This is a genomic window from Pseudoalteromonas sp. 13-15 (genome assembly GCF_001468205.2).
Classification (GTDB): domain Bacteria; phylum Pseudomonadota; class Gammaproteobacteria; order Enterobacterales; family Alteromonadaceae; genus Pseudoalteromonas; species Pseudoalteromonas marina.
This window is the reverse complement of the sequence record NZ_CP019162.1, coordinates 3,256,218-3,275,669: the sequence shown is the minus strand read 5'-3', so window position 1 is coordinate 3,275,669 and position 19,452 is coordinate 3,256,218. Positions and strand designations below refer to the sequence as shown.

At 40.5% G+C, this 19,452-nt stretch carries 15 protein-coding genes; 7 read left to right on the top strand and 8 right to left on the bottom strand.

The features are described 5' to 3' along the window. Positions 1-226: 226 nt before the first annotated feature. On the bottom strand, positions 227-2,218 hold the full coding sequence (gene tkt / locus ATS72_RS15165; protein ID WP_058428474.1) for a transketolase: 1,992 nt from the start codon (positions 2,216-2,218) through the stop codon (positions 227-229). A 305-nt stretch (positions 2,219-2,523) separates the two neighbouring features. Between tkt and metK the strand changes: the two genes are divergently transcribed. The 5 genes from metK to serA all read left to right on the top strand — a co-directional run bounded on the left by metK (position 2,524) and on the right by serA (position 6,950). Beyond that, complete coding sequence (gene metK, locus ATS72_RS15160; RefSeq protein ID WP_006791943.1) at positions 2,524-3,675, top strand: methionine adenosyltransferase; 1,152 nt, start codon at positions 2,524-2,526, stop codon at positions 3,673-3,675. A 163-nt stretch (positions 3,676-3,838) separates the two neighbouring features. Then, positions 3,839-4,387, top strand: coding sequence for a hypothetical protein (locus tag ATS72_RS15155; RefSeq protein WP_058428473.1), 549 nt, complete (start codon positions 3,839-3,841; stop codon positions 4,385-4,387). A 20-nt stretch (positions 4,388-4,407) separates the two neighbouring features. Continuing rightward, positions 4,408-5,004: a 5-formyltetrahydrofolate cyclo-ligase gene (locus ATS72_RS15150; RefSeq protein WP_058428472.1), complete on the top strand. Its 597-nt coding sequence runs from the start codon at positions 4,408-4,410 to the stop codon at positions 5,002-5,004. A gap of 53 nt (positions 5,005-5,057) precedes the next feature. After that, positions 5,058-5,711 (top strand): ribose-5-phosphate isomerase RpiA, encoded by a 654-nt coding sequence (rpiA, locus tag ATS72_RS15145; RefSeq protein ID WP_058428471.1) that lies wholly within the window; start codon positions 5,058-5,060, stop codon positions 5,709-5,711. Positions 5,712-5,720: 9 nt separating this feature from the next. Continuing rightward, the gene (gene serA / locus ATS72_RS15140) at positions 5,721-6,950 is read left to right on the top strand and encodes a phosphoglycerate dehydrogenase (RefSeq protein WP_006791939.1); all 1,230 of its coding nucleotides are present in this window, start codon (positions 5,721-5,723) and stop codon (positions 6,948-6,950) included. A gap of 76 nt (positions 6,951-7,026) precedes the next feature. Here the strand turns inward: serA and ATS72_RS15135 are convergent, their stop codons facing one another. Together ATS72_RS15135 and radA are read right to left on the bottom strand one after the other, a co-directional pair. Further along, positions 7,027-7,959 (bottom strand): hypothetical protein, encoded by a 933-nt coding sequence (locus ATS72_RS15135; protein WP_058428470.1) that lies wholly within the window; start codon positions 7,957-7,959, stop codon positions 7,027-7,029. 74 nt (positions 7,960-8,033) lie between these two features. Then, positions 8,034-9,419, bottom strand: a complete 1,386-nt coding sequence (radA, locus tag ATS72_RS15130) for a DNA repair protein RadA (protein ID WP_058428469.1) — start codon at positions 9,417-9,419, stop codon at positions 8,034-8,036. Between the two features lie 359 nt (positions 9,420-9,778). Here radA and ATS72_RS15125 point away from each other — a divergent pair, with 359 nt between their 5' ends. Further along, positions 9,779-12,256, top strand: a complete 2,478-nt coding sequence (locus ATS72_RS15125) for a PilZ domain-containing protein (RefSeq protein ID WP_058428468.1) — start codon at positions 9,779-9,781, stop codon at positions 12,254-12,256. Positions 12,257-12,281: 25 nt separating this feature from the next. Here ATS72_RS15125 and serB read toward each other — a convergent pair whose 3' ends face one another. Next, positions 12,282-13,301, bottom strand: coding sequence for a phosphoserine phosphatase SerB (gene serB, locus ATS72_RS15120; protein WP_010555822.1), 1,020 nt, complete (start codon positions 13,299-13,301; stop codon positions 12,282-12,284). Positions 13,302-13,449: 148 nt separating this feature from the next. On the opposite strand from serB, the gene ATS72_RS15115 reads away from it, so the two are divergent. Then, positions 13,450-14,070 (top strand): AhpA/YtjB family protein, encoded by a 621-nt coding sequence (locus tag ATS72_RS15115; RefSeq protein ID WP_039036500.1) that lies wholly within the window; start codon positions 13,450-13,452, stop codon positions 14,068-14,070. Here the strand turns inward: ATS72_RS15115 and ATS72_RS15110 are convergent. The 4 genes from ATS72_RS15110 to prfC all read right to left on the bottom strand — a co-directional run bounded on the left by ATS72_RS15110 (position 14,037) and on the right by prfC (position 19,308). Further along, on the bottom strand, positions 14,037-14,804 hold the full coding sequence (locus ATS72_RS15110; protein WP_058428467.1) for a TatD family hydrolase: 768 nt from the start codon (positions 14,802-14,804) through the stop codon (positions 14,037-14,039). The two genes, ATS72_RS15115 and ATS72_RS15110, sit on opposite strands and share 34 nt — an antisense overlap. A gap of 21 nt (positions 14,805-14,825) precedes the next feature. Next, positions 14,826-15,464, bottom strand: a complete 639-nt coding sequence (pdxH, locus tag ATS72_RS15105) for a pyridoxamine 5'-phosphate oxidase (RefSeq protein ID WP_058428466.1) — start codon at positions 15,462-15,464, stop codon at positions 14,826-14,828. A 449-nt stretch (positions 15,465-15,913) separates the two neighbouring features. Continuing rightward, complete coding sequence (argS, locus tag ATS72_RS15100; RefSeq protein ID WP_058428465.1) at positions 15,914-17,656, bottom strand: arginine--tRNA ligase; 1,743 nt, start codon at positions 17,654-17,656, stop codon at positions 15,914-15,916. A gap of 62 nt (positions 17,657-17,718) precedes the next feature. Continuing rightward, positions 17,719-19,308 carry a peptide chain release factor 3 gene (gene prfC / locus ATS72_RS15095; protein WP_058428464.1) on the bottom strand — a complete coding sequence of 530 codons (1,590 nt, stop codon included), beginning with the start codon at positions 19,306-19,308 and terminating at the stop codon, positions 17,719-17,721. Positions 19,309-19,452 lie beyond the last annotated feature (144 nt).

Sequence of the window (19,452 nt, the reverse complement as noted above, 5' to 3'; positions counted from 1 at the left end):
AATCATTTTTAGGGTCTAAAAGTGTCGCTATCTGCGTTAAAAAATCCTCATTTAGAACAACTAAATAACGAATTTTTTGCCTAGCTATCAACACGTTTATCTATTCTCAAAATAGATCACTTAATTAAGCGGATTGGTATAAGATGAAGTTGTTTCATATATGGGCATAAAAAAACCCGCACATTAGCGGGTTTTTAAGTTACTTAACTTATTTAATCAAAAACGATTAAAAAAGTGCGTTTGCTTTACTTACAATGTTTTCAACCGTAAAGCCAAAGTGCTCAAACAACTCGTTAGCTGGTGCAGACTCACCAAAGGTGGTCATACCGACTACGGCGCCATTTAGGCCTACATACTTGTACCAGTAATCAGCAATACCTGCCTCTACCGCTACGCGACGTGAAACGCTTGCTGGTAATACGCTTTCTTTGTACTCAGGCGATTGATCTTCAAATGCATCAGTACATGGCATAGATACAACACGTACCTTTTTACCTTGGCTGCGTAATTCAGTAGCTGAATCTTGTGCTAATTGCACCTCAGAACCGGTTGCAATAATAATTAGCTCTGGGTTGCCGTCACAGCTAAGGATGTAACCACCCTTTTTGACGTCGCTTAGCTGTTGTGCGTCACGCGCCTGTTGCTCAAGACCTTGGCGTGTGAATATTAACGATGTAGGACCGTCTTTACGTTCAATAGCTTGTTGCCATGCAATTGCTGACTCAACTTGGTCACACGGGCGCCAGTTATAAAGGTTAGGCGTTAAACGCATGCTGGCAATTTGCTCTACTGGTTGGTGAGTTGGACCATCTTCACCTAAACCAATTGAATCGTGCGTGTATACAAAAATACTTGGTTGCTTCATTAATGCAGCCATACGAACCGCGTTGCGTGCGTATTCCATAAACATTAAGAATGTTGCACCGTAAGGAATAAAGCCTTTATGAAGTGCAATACCGTTCATAATTGCCGACATACCAAACTCACGCACACCGTAGTAAACGTAGTTACCACTTGCATCGTCCGCTGTTAGGCCTTTAGAGCCTTCCCAAATTGTTAAGTTTGAACCTGCTAAATCGGCAGAGCCACCCATAAATTCTGGTAATAATGGACCAAATGCATTTAATGCATTTTGTGACGCTTTACGAGATGCTGGATTTGCCGGGTTTGCTTGTAACTGCTCAATATACGCTTGTGACTTTTCAGCCCAATCGGCAGGTAAATCTGAATTTGTACGGCGTTTGTACTCAGCTGCAAGCTCTGGGAATGCTTTTGCATAGGCTGCAAACTTTTCGTCCCAGCTTGATTCAAGCTCTTGGCCTTTAGCTTTTCCATCCCACTGTGCGTAAATGTCTTCAGGGATTTCAAATGCATCGCCCGTCCAACCTAAAAACTCACGCGATGCTTTAATTTCCTCATCGCCAAGTGGTGCACCGTGACAGTCGTGGCTACCCGATTTATTCGGTGAACCGTAACCAATAATTGTTTTACAACAAATTAGTGTTGGTTTATCAGTCACGCTTTTTGCTTCGCTAATTGCAGCACTTACTGCATCGCTGTCGTGGCCATCAACGTCACTAATTACGTGCCAGCCGTACGCTTTAAAACGTGCTGGTGTGTCATCGCTAAACCAACCTTCAACTTCACCATCAATAGAAATGCCGTTGTCATCCCAAAAAGCAACCAGCTTGCCTAGGCCTAATGTGCCGGCAAGCGAACAGGCTTCATGCGAAATGCCTTCCATTAAACAACCGTCGCCCATGAATGCATAGGTATGGTGATCAACAATGTCGTGACCTTCACGGTTAAATTGTGCCGCAAGCGCTTTTTCAGCAATTGCCATGCCTACCGCATTTGTGATCCCTTGGCCTAGTGGGCCCGTAGTGGTCTCGATACCTGGCGCATAACCGTATTCTGGGTGGCCTGGTGTTTTAGAGTGCATTTGACGGAAGTTTTTAATTTCGTCCAACGGTAAATCATAACCACTTAAGTGCAATAAAGAATAGATAAGCATTGAACCGTGGCCGTTTGACAGTATAAATCGATCTCGGTCTGCCCACTCTGGATTTGATGGATTATGTTTTAGATAATCGCGCCATAATACTTCTGCGATATCAGCCATGCCCATAGGGGCTCCAGGGTGACCAGATTTGGCCTTTTGTACTGCGTCCATTGACAAGACGCGAATAGCATTTGCAAGTTCTTTGCGAGATGGCATGAATTCTCCTACCTTATATATGTATTTGCGCGGGTATTTATGTGTTCGTTTATGTACTCAAGTTACAAGAGCACTTTTATTGCGACCATTCTTACTTATTGTGGGGGCTGTGTGCAATTAAAAACCCTATAAAAATGAGGTATTATGAATATTTTTTAAGACCATAATGTCATAACTAATTTAATTTAGACGTCTAGGCGTAAAAACACTATGCAAGGTGTTTCGTTTTAGATAAAATACGCCCCTTAATTTTTTAGCGCTAATACCGACGTTTGTGAAGCGCAATATTTGTGAGCATAATTACAATGGCAAAACATTTATTTACTTCTGAATCTGTTTCTGAAGGTCATCCGGATAAAATCGCCGACCAAATCTCTGATGCGGTTCTTGATGCTATCCTAGAGCAAGACTCTCATGCCCGCGTTGCGTGCGAAACATACGTGAAAACAGGTATGGTTATGGTTGGTGGTGAAATCACTACTAGCGCATGGGTTGATATAGAAGAGATTACGCGTAAAACAGTACGTGAAATTGGCTACACACATTCAGACATGGGTTTTGATGCTGACTCGTGTGCAATTTTAAACACCATTGGTAAACAGTCTCCAGACATTAACCAAGGTGTTGACCGTACTAGCCCAGAAGAACAAGGCGCTGGTGACCAAGGCTTAATGTTTGGTTACGCATGTAACGAAACTGAAGTGTTAATGCCTGCACCTATTACGTATTCTCACCGTTTAGTTCAACGTCAAGCACAAGTACGTAAAAGCGGCGAGCTTAACTGGTTACGTCCAGATGCAAAATCTCAAGTTACTTTTGCATACGAAAACGGTAAGCCAGTAGGTATTGATGCGGTTGTTCTGTCAACTCAGCACAGCGAAGACATCTCTCAAAACGATTTAGTAGAAGCTGTGATGGAAACCATCATCAAGCCAGTACTTCCTGCTGAACTAATCACAAGCGCAACTAAGTTTTTTATTAACCCAACAGGCCGATTTGTAATTGGTGGTCCAATGGGTGACTGTGGTTTAACAGGTCGTAAAATCATTGTTGATACATACGGCGGTATGGCACGTCACGGTGGTGGTGCTTTCTCTGGTAAAGATCCATCAAAAGTTGACCGTTCAGCTGCATACGCTGCACGTTACGTCGCTAAAAACGTAGTGGCTGCTGGCCTTGCTGATAAGTGTGAATTACAAGTATCTTACGCAATAGGTGTTGCTGAGCCAACCTCTATCAGTGTTGAAACCTTTGGTACTGGTAAATTAGAAGAAGCACGTTTAATCGAATTAATTCGTGAACATTTTGACCTACGCCCTTACGGCTTAATTCAAATGCTTGATTTAGAGCGCCCTATCTACCTTCCTACTGCAGCTTACGGCCACTTTGGCCGTGACGAATTCCCATGGGAACGCACAGATAAAGCTGACGCACTTCGCGCAGCAGCGGGTCTTTAAGACTAAAGCAAAAAAACGGCCCTTTTAAGGGCCTTTTTTATAGCTAGCAATTATGTAACGCAACGCTAATTCATAGTTTAAAAAATAACTATTAATTGGTCCTCGAACTTTTTTATACTTTAGGTATATACTCATTTAATTATAAAGCTTTAGGGATATTTAAATGACCGATCACTTTCGCGTTATGTTTGCTGGACTCGCTGATAACGTTGACTCAAAAACAGCGTGTACAACACTGGCGGCAAAACTAAAAATCTCAGAAGAAAAAGTAGCCTTATTTTTTAAAGGTAAGCCTTTATTTGCGCCTAGCGATAAAAACAAAGCATTGAAACAAGCTAAGCTACTTGTGGGAATGGGCATTAAAAGTAAGCTTCAAGCTGTATCGACAAATACTGAAAAAGCCACTCAAACGGTAAGTGATAGCCAGCGAGATGAGCGTATTTTTGACGCATTAGACTACATAACCAGCAGTTTAATCAGGCTAGAAGAAAAACTCGAAGACCTTGAGCAGCGCTTACCTGAAAACCAAACAAAAAACCCTGAAGTAGATGAAGACGAATGGCAAGACGAAGAGCTATTACTGGACGAGGAACTAATAACTCAGCCTAAAAAACGCAGTAATGCATTGCTTTATTCGTTAATAGCTACGGTTGTTACGTTGCTTATTATACTTGCGGTGTACTTGGCGTTTCCTGCTTTATTTGCTTTTTAATTAGTTGGTAAGTTTGAAAAATGAGCGATTCACGCGCCCAAATAAGAAAATCAATTCGCGAATTACGTAATAATTTGTCTAATGAACAGCAAAATTTAGCATCTCAATCTTTAAGTATGAATTTTATTCAATACTTAAAAACAAAAAAAACAGCTAAAAACCAACATATTGCCATTTATTTAAGTAACGACGGAGAGCTTGATACCTCCTTGTTAATTAAAGAATTATGGAACTTAAATCACGTTATTTACCTACCAGTAATACACCCATTTAATGGCGCCACTTTGCTGTTTCAGCGCTATGAGAAAAACTCACCCATGAAGGCAAATCGCTATGGTATCTTTGAACCTAAGCTAAATTGCAGTCAAATATGCCCTTTACCCGAGCTGGACTACTTACTTATGCCATTAGTTGCATTTGATAATCAAGGTAATCGCTTAGGAATGGGAGGTGGGTTTTACGATAGAACACTGGCTCGTTTACACGATGAAAACTGGCAAAAACCACGACTTATAGGCCTTGCACATGAGTGCCAAAAAGTTGATGTATTGCCAATAGAGTCTTGGGACGTACCGCTTAAAACCATAATAACACCGAACAAAAATTACTGCTGGTGATGTGATTATTCGCATACTTGCAGCACACGTTTGACATACATGAGCACAAAATAATGACACAAGACGAATTAAAAAAAGCAGCAGCATGGGCTGCACTCGAGTTTGTAAAAGAAAACACGATAGTAGGTGTAGGCACAGGCTCAACCGTTAATCACTTTATTGATGCCCTTGGCACAGTTAAAGACACTTTGGTAGGTGCAGTATCAAGCTCTGAAGCTTCTACAGCGCGTTTAAAAGAGCTCGGTATTGAAGTATTTGAGCTAAACGATATCGATGCACTCGATGTTTACATCGACGGCGCGGATGAAATTAACGCTCAAAACGAAATGATTAAAGGCGGTGGTGCTGCACTTACCCGTGAAAAAATTGTGGCTGCAGTTGCTAAGCAGTTTGTGTGTATTGTTGATGACACTAAACTAGTGGACACATTGGGGGAATTTCCGCTTCCAGTTGAAGTTATTCCAATGGCGCGCAGCTACGTAGCACGTGAGTTATTAAAGTTAGGCGGCGACCCAGTCTACCGCCAAGGTGTGGTTACCGATAACGGTAACGTTATTTTAGACGTATATAATTTAAATATTACCAATGCTAAGCAACTTGAGACAGATATAAATCAAATTGTTGGCGTAGTTACCAATGGCCTATTTGCGATGCGTGGTGCTGATAAAGTAATTATCGGCACTAAAAATGGGCCTCAAATTAAATAGGATGAGGTTATGAGTAAGGTATCGTTAGCAAAAGACAAAATTAAAATTCTCTTGCTTGAAGGTGTGCACCAAAGCGCAGTTGAAACGCTAAAACGAAATGGTTACAGCAATATAGACTACGTTAAAACATCGCTACCTGAAGACGAGCTTAAAGAACGTATTAAAGACGCTCACTTTGTAGGTCTGCGTTCTCGTACTCATATTAACGAAGCTGTTTTAGATGCTGCAGAAAAGCTGATTGCCATTGGTTGTTTTTGTATTGGCACAAACCAGGTTGACTTAAGTAACGCTCGCCAGCGTGGTATTGCTGTATTTAATGCGCCATTTTCAAATACACGCTCTGTTGCAGAGCTAGTACTTGGTGAAATACTGCTTTTACTTCGCGGTATACCTGAGCGAAATGCTGCGGCTCACCGTGGTGAGTGGCTAAAAACAGCAACGGGTTCATTTGAAGCCCGTGGTAAAACGCTCGGTATTATTGGTTACGGCCATATTGGTACTCAGCTAGGTATTATGGCTGAAAACATTGGTATGAACGTCGAGTTTTACGACATTGAAGATAAGCTAACACTGGGTAATGCAAAACAAGTGCATAACTTGACTCAGCTACTTCAGCGATCTGATGTAATTAGTTTGCATGTGCCAGAAACACCACAAACCAAAAACTTAATCGGTTCGGCAGAGCTTGCGGTAATGAAACAAGGCGCTATTTTAATTAACGCCTCTCGCGGCACCGTTGTTGATATTGACGCCCTTGCAGAATCACTTAGCGAGAAAAAGCTAAGTGGTGCAGCAATTGATGTGTTCCCTGTTGAACCTAAATCTAACGATGAAGAGTTTGTATCGCCACTACGCGACTTCGATAACGTTATTTTAACGCCGCATATTGGTGGTTCAACTCAAGAAGCTCAAGAAAATATTGGCATTGAAGTGGCAGGTAAATTGGCTAAATATTCAGATAACGGCTCTACAATTACCGCCGTTAACTTCCCTGAGGTATCACTGCCAGAGCTTGCTAACCGTAGTCGCTTATTGCATGTTCACCACAACCGTCCAGGTGTGTTAACGCAAATTAACCAAGCGTTTGCGCAGCACGGTATCAATATAGCGGCTCAGTACTTACAAACTGATGAAGCAATTGGTTATGTGGTTATTGACGTTGATACCGACCACTCTGAAGTAGCGCTTAAAGAGCTAAGTGCAGTTGAAGGAACAATTAGAGCGCGTATTCTTCACTAAACATTATCTATAATAAAAGCCGCATTTGATTAAACAAGTGCGGCTTTTTAAATTATGATTTAACGACTTATCGTGATTAGTCGCCTTTAACTTCTAAATTTATAAACTTTACCAGTTCTTCTGGCTTACCAGCTAGCATCATTAATTGCTGGTTAACTTCCATCATAGTTTGGCCTTCAGGCAATTTTGCTGAAACAGTTAACGAATTTAAACCGCTGGCAAAGCTGGTTAACGCATTCGCTATTTCTTCAGTTACAGGCGCTTGCTCTAACTGCTGGGCTAACATTGCTTGCATTTGCTCAATAGTCATACCTTGCTTTGAAAGCTCACTTTCTAATAACTCTTTAAGTTTACCTTGGTTATTTATAACAAAGCTTGCGTTACGGGGTTCAAGCTTGCTCATTGCTTGCATCATACGTGTTTGCTGTTGCAGTTGCTGCTCATAAGTTAGAGGGGTATCACCCGCTTGCTTTTGTTCTTTGCTCATCGCAAGCGACGTATCCATAAGCGGTTTAGAATTAGCTAGTCCTATGTCCATATTAAAACTGATCACATCTTTAGCATTGAGCTTTACAACCATATCGCTTTCACCAGACTCTTCATTATAATCTAAAGATGAATGCAGGTTGTAACTTGCTGACGCTAATATAGCATTTGTGTCAGCAGGCAGTGTGGCAATAAAGTCTTTACTGAGTGTCAGATTTTTTACATCAAGCGATGTATGCGGCGAAATTTTATCGGTTTCGTAGCCTTTAACTTCAATACTTTGAACGTTGGCTACACTCTCGCCCTCAGGGCTTATTACTTCCATACTTGTAATTTCAACACTTTTTGAAATAACACTTGCAGATAAGCCAGCATATTTAAATGTTGCACCCGTTTGCTCACTCACCATGGCCAGCTGCTTGTCTACTTCAGCACGAACCTCTTGGGTTGCAACATAGTTAGCGTAGCTAACGCCGCCAACACCTGCGGCAATAATCGCTGCGGCTATAATTAATTTTTTCATGTTATTTCCTTATTCTATTTTTATAAAAATTGTATTAACCCAAGAGTAACATTGCATACCAGTCGCTGTAAGCGTTAATTAATCAGGCTCAATAACTCATGTACCGTTTTTACTGGAATTATTTTAGCGCCTAGGCCTTCCATAGATTTATGGTAGTTACGAAACGGGATAAATATTTCTGTAAAACCATGCTGTGCAGCTTCTTTAACTCGTGGTACGCCGCTGTCTATTGGGCGCACATCACCGTTTAAACTCAACTCCCCCATAATACAAGTGGTTCGAGGCACAACAAATTCGTTCAAGCTACTTAGTAACGCAGTAACAAGTGCTAAATCTATACAGGTTTCTGATTCATCAATTTTTAAACCACCCACAATATTAAAAAAGGTATCGTGAAATATTTTTGTTTTTGTATGTTTACGTAAAATACCTGTGAGCATTTTTATGCGGTTCATATTTAAACCGACACAAACACGCTGTGGAAATTCAGCCTCGGTTTCTGTTGTTAAACATTGTATTTCAAGCAATAGATTCCGATTACCTTTACGGATACAGGTAATAGACGACCCCGGGGATTCAGTCGTCGAGCCCGATAAAAATATCTCACTCGGGTTGTCTACGCTTAACATTCCACGCTCACACATTTTAAAAATACCCACAGTATCAATGTCACCAAAGCGGTTTTTATTAGCACGTAAGGTACGAATTTGTCCATCATTGGTGTCTATGTGTAATAGCGCATCAACAATGTGCACCAAGGTTTGCGGGCCTGCAATTTCGTTATTTTTATTCACGTGAGCAATAATAAACATGGTCACGTCATTCTGCTTACAATATTGAGTTAATGCTTGAGCGGCACTTTTAACTTGCGAAGGAGAGCCTGGACTGCCATTTGCAGTGTCTGTAACAACGGCTTGAATGGAGTCGATGACTGCAAACTTTATTTTATTTTTATCAAGCTCTTCAATAATGGTCTCAACGCTGGTTTCTGAAAGCAAATAAAGCTCATTGGCGTTATAGTCTAACTTTAAGCGGTTAACACGATTTTTAAACTGCGACAAAGACTCCTCAGCGGTACAGTAAAGAGACGGCATACGCTTTGACATTCTTGCTACCAAGTCAGATAAAAGCGTTGTTTTACCCGCCCCCGGATCGCCCGAAATAATATTTACAGAACCCGTAGTAACACCCCCGCTTAAAACACGGTCAAGCTCGCCTATTTCTGTAAGTTGTTTTTCGGCTTCAACGGTCGCTATGTCATTAATTTTTTTAGAACCACCACCAATACCTCCGGCATAACCGCCAACACTTGAGCGCGCTGTTGCTTTCTTACTTTGCCCTGCTGAAGGTTTAAATTCAGCTAACGTGTTCCACGCACCGCAACGACACTGCCCCTGCCAACGTTGATAGTTCATGCCACACTCTGTACAAACAAACTCTACTTTTGCCGCTTTAGCCATTAATAACCTTATTTATTAATCATTGAATTTAAAAATGCGTACTGTTTTGTTGTTATTTTGCCATTTCATCTATTTACATAGCAACATAGCTTGCCTGTGCAAATTTCTTAAGCCACAATCATTACCTAATTAACTGTTTTACCTTTATATATCTTAGGGCACAGTTTTTGCTTTAAAATTGAATAAAAGTAACTTGCCAATAAAACGGCACATAACACATAATAACAAAAACTAAATGGTAGTTGCTCTAAAAATCGTACCTATATTAATAACATAGCACGCTTTACGTTTATTGAATTTCTAATAAATGGATTTAACAGTATACCTACTTTTTCAAAGAGACGGTGATGGTTTTATAAATGGCTGATGACATCATGCTCAAACACGAGTCCCTCGTTAATGAGCTAAAACAATATTTAGGCAACGCCAAGTTTGACCTAATTTTTAAATCAAAAACAGCAGAGCTTACGAAGCCTGAACAGTTTTTAATTAAAATGGAAATGTCGCGCCTTTCTCAGCCTGTCGAGCGCTTTATTGATCTACGCGGTTTAGTTACAGGACAAGTAAAACCTTACGAACATAATGGTAAACAGCACTTTATGGATGAAACGGCCATTGAAGTGTTTGAAAGCGCATTAAAACAGCATGGTAAATACACACTTGCTGTTTACGAAGCGGTTATGAATACGGAAAATAACCACCGCGTAATGCAAAAAGAAGCCGCCGAAAAAGGGAATAAGCAAGAGCAAGAAGATTTACTAAATACTAATGTTATTAAATTTGCATCTTACGAAAGCCGTGCAGAAGAAAGAATGAATTATTCAATAAAAGTTACTATTGAATATAACGATAAGAAAAATATTAAAGCAAGTACCTCTGATATTTCTTTGAGCGGCTGTAAAATAAAGCTGGCAAAGCGAAACATAATCAGAAAAGGCCAACTAATAGCAATGCGTTTGGTGGGTCTAGAGCAAGACTTTGAACTGGGTTTAAAAAATGGCATTCAATATGAAGTAGTTGCCGTTGAGAATATCTCACGTGAATTTAATCATATTCGTTTAAAGCGAACTTACGTTGAAAATAATGAAGCCTTTGATAACTTTTTAGAAAGCTTTATTCACGGAAATAAACGCCGCTACAAAGTTAATTTAGATAACACACTCGATGCGGTTGTATCAAAAGGTTATGAGCAATATTACATACCTCGTGTTACTTCATTGTATGTGTTTTTAAGTAAAAAAGACGATCAGTATTATCCTAGTTTAAGCCTAACAACCGAAAATAATATTTTTATTCAGCGCTACTTTACCGATGAAAGAAGTGTACCTTGCTTATACAACGTGCTTAACCATAAACGGGTCAGTGGGTTATTAACGCAACCAACAGCGGTTAAAGAAGATTACCTGTACACCTTTACACATGTGTCCTCTGGAAAGATTTATTACTATTCAGCAACCCGCACCGAATTAAACAACAATGCCAAACTACGTGATTTATTTTTAGGGTTCGGTAGTCAAAAAGAAAGCTGGCAATGCTTTAAAATTCAGATAATGCCGAGCCATCCTGATGATGCTTACATACCACTTTCACTGCCAAATTCTGCTGGTAGTAACATTGAAAAACTTAACAAACCTCCTTCGCCTCGTGTTGAAGGGTTAGTTAAAGACGTAAAATATATTGTTGTACTAACTAGTGTAGGTAATAGCGTTGAGCAATTGCGTTATAAACAAATAACTTACGATAAAGCTTTGGTCAATCAGCTTAAACTTTTTGGGCATGCCAAACATAAAACGGCTCCCTATTTAGACATTGTTGCGCTTGAGTATGTAAATTTACGCTCGCATAAACGCTATTTATACAAAACCGACGTTAAATTACACATAAATGATACGGTATTAAGTGGACATACGCGCGATTTTTCAGTCATGGGGCTACAACTAGAGTGCGATCAGCCTGTTAGCTTTAAAAAAGGCGACATTGTCTTTTTAACATTCCCTGATTTACAAAAAATAACTAAAAAGCATGCATTAAACGAACTCAAGTACGAGGTTATGGCTATCAGTAAGTCACTGACCACCGTTAACTTAAAAGCCAATAGAGTGGCTGACTTACCCCATGCTGGCGTTAGTTTTTTTACACAATTAATTGAAAATAACAAAGATAAATTAAAGGTAAGTGAAGAGGCTCCTAAAATTGAAGGACTCTCTACAGCACTTAGAAACATGGTAACAAAAAGCGTTTGCCAATTTCCGCTGTATTTACACAAAGAAGCGGCACATTTTAAAGTGGGTGCAATTGGTTATGGTTTATATTCAAGCCCGCTGCATGTACTTTTACAAAACTTTGGTCTACTTAGCAATAAAACGGACGTGTCGAGTATAATAACTAACGAGCAAATTTTAAATGTGATCACTCCAAATATAAAAGATCGCAGCAGACAAGATCCGCCACTTGCGTTTACACTGGCAATCAATTTTGACCCCCGACAAGATAAAGTCACCGAAGCTATTCAAAGCCAGTGTATATTAGGTGAAGATTACAGCAGCTTTAATGAACAAATTAGCAAGGGGATTAAGTCTCAAATTATATTTGTTATGCGACTATATATTTCACGTACTGGTCGCCCAGATACAGATTACCTATCCAACGAGCTTAGCTATGTGAGTCAATACGCGTTACATAAAGCTAAAGAGTTGGAAGAAGCTTTATGGTCGGTAACAGGTGTGGGTGATGTGGTTGATATTACAGAAGAAGCTTTAAGTCATTTTGAGTTAGATCAACAAAAGGTTGACCAAATGGGCCGTCGTAAACTGCTTTGGTTAAACCGCTCTCGCTAAGCGGTTTAACGCTAATATGCCATCGTTATTTTTTGTTTAACGGAATAGCGAGCATATAAAGTAACTGTAATAACGAGCCTTTACAAATAGCTGCTTGCGCTTGCTCAACTACTTTTGGTTTACCATGAACAGCAACCCCAAGCCCAGCCTTTGCCATCATAACGAGATCATTTGCACCATCGCCAATCGCCACTGTTTGTATTTTTTCAAGTCCGAGCTTAGCTTGCAAAGACTCTAAAATAACCGCTTTTTGCTGTGCATCCACAATCGTACCAAGTACCTTACCAGTTAATTTATCATCTTTAAATTCAAGCACATTTGCATGTACTTCATCTAAATTAATTAGCTCCTGAACACGCTCTGCAAATGGCACAAAACCGCCCGATGCAATTGCTAAATACCAATTGTGATGTTTTAGTACTTGGCACAAGGCTTTTATGCCCGGCATTAGTGGCAAGGTATTTTTTAATTCTTCAATAAGTTTTTTTTCAATGCCTTTAAGCTTACCTACGCGTTGATTTAAGCTTTCACTAAAATCGAGTTTACCTGCCATTGCGAGGGCTGTTACAGATGCCACATCATCGTACACATTTGCTAAGCGTGCTATTTCATCAATACATTCAATAGTAATCGCTGTTGAATCCATATCCATCACTAACAAACCCGGCTCGTAAAGGTTAGGCGGTGTATTAATTTGTACTAATTGGCACTCTAGTGTTTCTGAAAACGCTTTAAGCGTTAATGGATTAATAGATTGCGTTGTATTTTGAGTATAAAAACACAGTGCTGGAGATAAGCCCAAATCAGGCTGGTATTGGCATAATGCTGTGACCGTTTGCCCGTGGTGAGCTAAAAACTGAATAAACGTATCTATACTTGTCGCATTAAAGTCACCTGCAAATGCAATACTAAACAACCCTTCTTGTGTATTTGGAACACCATCAAATAGTGTAAAAATCCCGTTGTTATGAGCAAACCATTGGTTGAGCGTTAACATTGACAATGATTGCTGAGAAGTAAGCTGTGCCATGCTGATTTGCGACATAGGATCTCCGTGTTTATTTTTATTCCACTGATATAAAACGAATTGAAGCGGTAATATGAATGCTAAATTCGCCATCGGGGTTAATTTAAGGTTATAGTAGTAGTTGTAACATCAAATCAAAATTCTGTCAGTAGCATATACGGTGACTATGAAAAATAACCATCTTAAAAATCCAATATCGGCATCACAAAAGAAACGACTTTTACGGTTATTATTAGCTGCTGGCTGTTTTGTATTGCTTAGTTGGGTAGGTGTAAATAGTAGCTTTCAAAGCCATCAGTTATTATATGATAGCGCCGACAACACAGCACAAAGCTTAACTCAATTTATGGCTTTAAATGTTAAAACACCACTGATAGAAAAAAACAAACCTCAGTTAAACACTATTTGTAACGACATAGCTAAAGACGAATTTGTACTGTCGGCTACCATTTATGATCATCAGGGGATTTTAGTCGCCAGCAGTGATAATTGGCAGTCACACCATATTTTAGGTCAACTTCCAGAATCGACTCCAGGAATAAGTAAACTTAAAACACCATTTGTTGAACCCGTTGTAAGCGATGATGATCGCCCTCTAGGGTTTGTTTCGGTAACCTATTTAACACGAGCTGCTATTTCAGATAGCCACAGCCATTTTCATGATTTGGGTCGTCAGGTTTTATTAATGCTAGTTATTGCATGTATTTTTACATGGCAATTGGGCCGTGGCTTAAAGCGTTGGCAAGTAAACCGCTATATACGAAAAACCTCAGAGCAAGAGTCGTAGAGCATTTTAGCTAGCACCTCTTTATCGCTACTTTGTTTTAAACTACACAGAGCGTTGAACACATTAGGGATATGAAGCGGCGTATTAATCTCACCTTGATGACCATTTAGTGGCATTGAGGGCGAATCGGTTTCGAGCACTAAGTGCTGAGGTTCAATTTGAGTAATTACATTACGGGTTTTAGCTGCGCGCTCGTAAGTTATAACCCCACCCACGCCTAATTTAAAACCCTGTTTAATATAATACTGTGCTTGCTGTAGTGAGCCAGAAAACGCATGTATCACTCCACCATATTTTGGCTTACAGCGTTTAAACGATTGCGCAATTAAATCATGACTTTGCCGATGATGGACAATAAGCGGCAAATTTAGCTCATTAGCAATCGTTATTTGCTGCTCAAACAAACTCGTTTGTTTTGCAAGGTCTTCGATACTTCTATCAAGCCCACACTCACCTATAGCTATTAAATGATGCTTATTTGCAACCCCGAACTCAAAAAGTGCTTCTATGTGCGATTCTTGATGTTGATCTAAAAAGTAAGGATGTAACCCTGCTGCTATTTTTATACTTGGAAAAGTAGCTTTGAGTTTGATAAGAGTATGCGATTGAGCGAGCGTAATACCCGGCACAACAAACTGATTGACTCCCTTTGCTATACACTCGTTTATGAGCAATTCACGAATTGAATCAAACTCGCTAAAGTCGAGATGGCAATGAGAGTCAATAAATTGCACGGTTACTTAATCATCAATTTATTAAGGGTTTAAGCGTGTAACTTGCCAGCTGTTATCTGCTTGGCGCTGGTACATAAAACGGTCATGTAAACGGTGTGCACCACCCTGCCAAAACTCAATTTTAGTAGGCACTACACAGTAACCACCCCAAAAATCAGGCAATGGGATTTCACCTTTGGCAAACTTGCTCTTCATATTAGCAAAGGTTTCCATAAGTACTTTTCGCGACGACACTGGACGGCTTTGTTGCGACGCCCATGCTGCTAATTGACTTTCTTTAGGTCGAGATAAAAAGTACTTTGCCACGGCTGATGTAGGTAATGGTTTTGCCTCACCGTATACAATTACTTGGCGTTCCATATAGTGCCACGGAAAGTGCAGCGATATTTTGTTATTGCCTTTTAGCTCTTGCGCTTTACGTGAGCCGGTATTAGTAAAAAACACAAACCCGTTATCATCTAAATGTTTTAACAATACAATGCGCTGCGAAGGTTGGCCGGTTTCATCAACCGTTGCCACAACCATAGCCGTTGGGTCTGGAATATTACTGCCCACTGCATGCTCAAGCCAGGTTTCAAATTGTTTGAATGGATCATCTTGCAAGTTATCTTCGCTTAGCGCGTCTTGCAGGTATTCACGGCGGATGTCTTCGAGTTTCATAAACAAATCCTTCTCTGTTTATTAAAGCGTATGTGGGTAAGTAAGGTCAGGTATTTAATCGTTACAAGAGCAAAAATAAAAGTGTTTTGTTTAATGTTAGTTTAGTGTTGGGTTTCGTTTCACTCTACTCAACCTACGGTGCTATCAGCTACAAAATTGATTAACTTACAAGAGTTAATCAATTAAAGCCTAAAATCATCTGCAAGTGTAGGAGTGCTGACAAGGCGAAGTGCTTTTTTATGCCAAGGAGCATACAATTAGTATGTGACTTAGGCTAAAAAAGCACGACAACGAAGTCAAAGCGAGCTACACGAAACAGAAGGTTCACCTAAGTAGTTTAGCCTAAGACAAGGCATTCACCCCTACTTATCCCTATGAGCATACGATTTGTATGTGATTAGGGTGAGTCGGGGTGGATAACGCAGTATTAGGTTAAAATACGACGCTGATTACATTTGCTCCATGACTTCAATGCCTAACAAATCCAATCCTGTTTTTAGCGTATCTGCCACTAAATTACACAACACTAAACGGCTGTCACGTACGCTTGGCTCTACGCCTTCTTTGAGTACTGGGCAGGCTTCGTAGAACGTCATGTATAGGCTAGCAAGCTCGTACAAGTACCCACATAATACGTGTGGAGTAGCCTCTGAGATCATTAAATCAAGCACTTCTTCAAGCTGCAGTAGTTTAAGCGCTAACGCTTTTTCTTGCGGCTCGGCTATAGCTACATCAGCATTTAGCGAAGCGGCATCGACACCTGATTTACGGAAAATACTGCGTACACGGGTATAAGCATATTGTAAGTAAGGTGCTGTTGCGCCTTCAAAGCTTAACATGCTGTTCCAGTTGAATATGTAATCGCTGGTACGATGCTTAGAAAGATCAGCATATTTAACGGCGCCAATACCTACTTTACGGGCAATTTCGCTGCGATCATGATCTGATAAATCAGATTCACGCTCAGCTAGTTTTGTTGCTGCACGGCTAATTGACTCTTCAAGCAAGTCGGCAAGCTTAACAGTACCACCAGTACGGGTTTTAAATGGTTTACCATCGGCGCCCATCATGGTGCCAAACGGGCAAAACTCGTAGCTTGTTTCATCGCGTAAAAGGCCAGCTTTTCGTGCAGTAAGCTCCACTTGATTGAAGTGCAGGCTTTGGCGCGCATCAACAAATATTAAAATACGCTCAGCACCCAATTTATTTGAGCGGTAATCACACGCGGCTAAATCGGTGGTTGCATACAAAAAGCCACCACCTGATTTTTGCACGATAAACGCCGATGGCTCACCGTCTTTATTTGCAAGTTCATCTAAAAACACAACCTGTGCGCCTTGCGACTCTACCGCTATATTTTTATCTTTTAATAAGCTAATAATGTCGTTAAGCTCACTGTTATAAGCACTTTCAGCCATAATGTCAGCTTGAGTAAGCGTTACATTTAAGCGTTTGTAAACTTCTTCAGAGTGTTTAACTGAGGTCGCTATAAATAGCTTCCATAGCTTTTCACAGTGCGCGTCGCCGCCTTGTAGTTTAACTACGTAATCACGGGCTTTATCGGCAAAGCCTTCTTCATCGTCAAAACGTTTTTTAGCATCGCGGTAAAACGTTTCTAAATCAGCAAGCGCTACCGACTCTAAGTCTACGCCTTGGCTAATTTGATCTTCTAAATGCGCAATTAGCATACCAAATTGTGTGCCCCAATCGCCCATGTGGTTTTGACGAATGACTTTGTCGCCTCTAAATTCAAGCGCACGTACAATAGCATCACCAATAATGGTTGAACGCAAATGGCCTACGTGCATTTCTTTTGCAAGGTTAGGTGATGAGTAATCTACCACGACAGTTTGTGGATTAGTGTGCTCGTTTACGGCAAGCTTTGCATCGCTGTTAGCTGCTTTTACACTGTTGGCTAAAAACTCAGGCTTTAAATGAATATTAATAAAACCTGGGCCGGCAATTTCTGTTTTTTCAGCGATGTCGGTTACATCTAGGTTATCAATAATTTTTTGCGCAAGCTCACGTGGGTTGCTTTTCATTTTTTTAGCGGCGCCCATTGCACCATTAATTTGGTAATCACCAAATTGTGGGCGTGTGCTTTGTGTAACAGCTGGGTTTGTGTCTTCTGGTAGGCCTGCTGCGGTCATGGCGGCAATGGCTTTTTCTACTAAAATAGTACGAATGTTCATTATATTATTTACCTTTGTAAGCCCGCCATAGCAGGCTTTCAGTTAACTTTAGTCAGTCAATTCTAGTTTTCGCGCGTGTGGTTAAAGGTTACCTCAGGGTAACGCTCTGTCGATAAATTAAGGTTTACACGGCTCGGTGCTATGTAAGTTAAGTTATCGCCACCATCGAGTGCTAAGTTGCTTTCGCACTTACGTTTAAACTCTTCAAACTTTTTAACGTCAGCTGAGCTTACCCAGCGCGCTGTATTTACGTTTACACCTTCGTAAATTGCATCTACGTTGTACTCAGCTTTTAAGCGCGCTACAACTACGTCAAACTGTAGTACACCTACCGCGCCTACAATTAAATCGTTATTAATGAGCGGTCTAAATACTTGTACCGCACCTTCTTCAGAAAGCTGTACTAAGCCTTTTAATAGCTGCTTTTGTTTAAGCGGATCACGCAAACGAATACGACGAAATAGCTCAGGCGCAAAGTTAGGAATACCGCTAAACTTAAGTTTTTCGCCTTGCGTAAAAGTATCACCAATTTGGATTGTACCGTGGTTATGTAGGCCTATAATATCGCCTGCGAATGCATCTGCTGCACGCTCACGATCGCCTGCCATAAAGGTTACTGCATCTGAAATACTCACCTGTTTACCAAGGCGTACATGATTCATCTTCATGCCTTGACTGTATTTACCCGACACAATACGCATAAAGGCAATACGGTCACGGTGTTTTGGATCCATGTTAGCCTGTATTTTAAATACAAAACCAGTAAAGTTCTCTTCTGTTGCGATTACTTGGCGGTCTTCTGTTTCACGCGGTAGTGGCGTTGGCGCCCACTGTGTTAAACCATCAAGTACATGGTCTACACCAAAGTTACCAAGGGCGGTACCAAAGTATACTGGCGAAAGCTCACCCGCTAAAAATAGTTCAAGGTCAAACTCGTTTGAAGCCCCTATAACAAGCTCTAGTTCTTCACGTAGTTGTTCAGCGAGTTCTTCACCAATGGCAGTATCTAGCTCTGGGTTATCAAGGCCTTTAACAGTGCGAACTTCTTGAATTGTATGACCTTGGCCTGTTTTGTATAAAACCGCTTCGTCGTTATGAATGTGGTAAACACCTTTAAACTCTTTACCACAACCAATTGGCCAGGTAATAGGTGCACAGGCAATATTGAGCTCTGTTTCTACTTCATCAAGTAGCTCCATCGGGTCACGAATATCACGGTCACACTTATTCATAAAGGTCACAATAGGCGTAGTACGTAGGCGCGTAACTTCCATTAGCTTACGGGTACGTTCTTCTACACCTTTTGCGGCATCAATAACCATTAAGCACGAATCTACTGCGGTAAGAGTACGGTACGTATCTTCTGAGAAGTCTTCGTGTCCAGGGGTATCAAGTAAATTAACCAGCGCATTGTTATACGGAAATTGCATTACAGAGGTAGTAACCGATATACCACGCTCTTTTTCCATTTCCATCCAGTCAGACTTTGCATGCTGATTAGAGCCACGGCCTTTTACCGTTCCGGCTTTTTGAATCGCTTGTCCGAACAAAAGTACTTTTTCGGTGATTGTGGTTTTACCTGCATCCGGGTGAGATATAATTGCAAAAGTACGTCGTTTATTTATTTCGCTAAGGAGATTTTGGTCTGCCATTAAAAAGTTCTTATAGTTTGAATACGGATAATATCACCATAAAGTGTGCAGACGTTTAAAGGCTAAAACTGCTAAACCCCGAAACCTCAACACACCAAAACCAAGAGTAAATTAGCTCCTAGTTTGCGATCCGTTATGTTAATC